This is a genomic window from Streptomyces recifensis (assembly GCF_002154615.1).
Taxonomy (GTDB): Bacteria; Actinomycetota; Actinomycetes; order Streptomycetales; family Streptomycetaceae; genus Streptomyces; species Streptomyces griseoluteus.
The window spans coordinates 1-1599 of sequence record NZ_MUNH01000771.1; the positions used below are offsets into that span (position 1 = coordinate 1).

General features: G+C 73.4%; 3 protein-coding genes. 1 reads left to right on the forward strand and 2 read right to left on the reverse strand.

Annotated elements, in window-relative coordinates; translation table 11 throughout:
- The first annotated feature begins 39 nt into the window (after window positions 1-39).
- A complete protein-coding gene (locus CCN33_RS29535; protein ID WP_086696407.1) occupies window positions 40-600 on the forward strand; it encodes a CGNR zinc finger domain-containing protein in 561 nt (186 codons plus the stop codon).
- An 83-nt stretch (window positions 601-683) separates the two neighbouring features.
- Here CCN33_RS29535 and CCN33_RS32355 read toward each other — a convergent pair whose 3' ends face one another.
- Together CCN33_RS32355 and CCN33_RS29540 are read right to left on the reverse strand one after the other, a co-directional pair.
- A complete protein-coding gene (locus tag CCN33_RS32355) occupies window positions 684-836 on the reverse strand; it encodes a hypothetical protein (RefSeq protein ID WP_165425682.1) in 153 nt (50 codons plus the stop codon).
- Window positions 837-1025: 189 nt separating this feature from the next.
- Window positions 1026-1469, reverse strand: a complete 444-nt coding sequence (locus tag CCN33_RS29540; RefSeq protein ID WP_086696408.1) for a hypothetical protein — start codon at window positions 1467-1469, stop codon at window positions 1026-1028.
- Window positions 1470-1599 lie beyond the last annotated feature (130 nt).

Below are 1599 nucleotides of genomic sequence, written 5' to 3' on the forward strand. Positions count from 1 at the left end.
GGCGGGCGCCCGCCCGACCCTCAGGCCAGGGAGCGAAACGTGCTGATCACCCACGACACCCGGTGCGCGCTCGACACCGTGGTGGATCTGGTGAACACCGCCCCGGAGGACGACACGGCGGTGGACGGACTGCCGGACGTGGCGGCGCTGGCGGAGTTCACCCGCGGCCACGCCGTCAGTGACATCGGCACGCTGTCCGAGCCGGACCTGGCGGCGGTGCGGGAGATCCGCAGCCGGTTCGCGGGCATCTTCGCCGCGCCGGACGCCCGCACGGCGGCCGGGATGATCAACGAGCTGGTCGCGGCCGCGGGCACCACGCCCCGGCTGACGGACCACGACGGCTACGACTGGCACGTGCACTACTTCGCCCCCGGCGCCTCGCTGGCCGACCATCTCGCGGCGGACTGCGGGATGGCGCTGGCCTTCTTCGTGGTGGCGGGCGAGGAGGAGCGGCTGCGGCGCTGCGAGGCCCCGGACTGCCGGCGCGCCTTCGTGGACCTCTCCCGCAACCGCTCGCGCCGCTACTGCGACAGCCGGACCTGCGGGAACCGGCTGCATGTGGCGGCCTACCGGGCGCGCCGCAAGGAGGCGGCCGGCTGAGCCGGGCCGTGACGCGCCGGGGGCGCGCCGGGTGTGGTTCGACGCCGGTCCCGGCGGGTGACGCCGGGACGGGCGCGTACGGCTCACAGCAACAGCAGATCGTGCAGCGCAGCCATGAGGATCAGACACCCGATCACCGCCAGGAAGATCATCAGCGGTGGCTGGGAAAGGGCGAAGAGGCACCCGCGCGGCTCGTCCTTCTGCGGCGCGGCCTCGCTCTGTGTCGTGTCGACCATCTCGCGGTGATGATGGCCCAGGCCAGGCTCTGTACGCGATCAACACACACGTAAAGTGCGGGACTGCGCCGAATTCGTGCCGTAGCTTTCGCGTCGCTCCGCGTGGTGAACGGTTTCGTGCACGGGGCGACGGTATGTGGTGACCGGCCCGTCATGCGCGGGTCATGGGTGCCGGCATATGCCAGGGGCTCATATGCCGTGCTTCTTGAGGATGGCCTCGATGTCGCTGAAGTCCTCCGAGGAGGACTGGGAGGCAGGCGGTGCCGAGGCGGGCCGGGAGCCTTCTCCCGCCTTCCGGCCCAGGGCGGGCGCCGAGGCGGACGGGCTCACCGGGGCGGGCGAACCGTCGGCGGCGGCCGCACGCGCGGTGCGGGCGCCCCGGCGGTGCTCCACGGCGCGGACGAGGGCGAAGAGTGCCCAGGACGCGCCGAGCACCCCGAAGCCGGCCCAGGCCAGCGGGCTGAAGGCGGTACCGGCCAGCCAGCCGACGGCGCCGGTCATCACCAGGCCCACCGGGATCAGGGAGTAGGCGGCTATGCGCAGTGCGGTCAGGAAGCGCTTGCGGTAGGCGGTGACCGCGGCGATGCCCAGGCCCGCCGCGGACACGGCGGAGCAGACGGTCTCGGCGAGCATCCGGTCCTCCTGGCGGGTCGGTCGGTCCTCCGGTCCGGTGTTCCGGGCCGGATGCGGCGAGGGCACCGGCGGTGCGCTTCGTCCCTTTCCATCCTGCACCGTCCGCCCCCGGCGGGGCCATGGCCCCGCC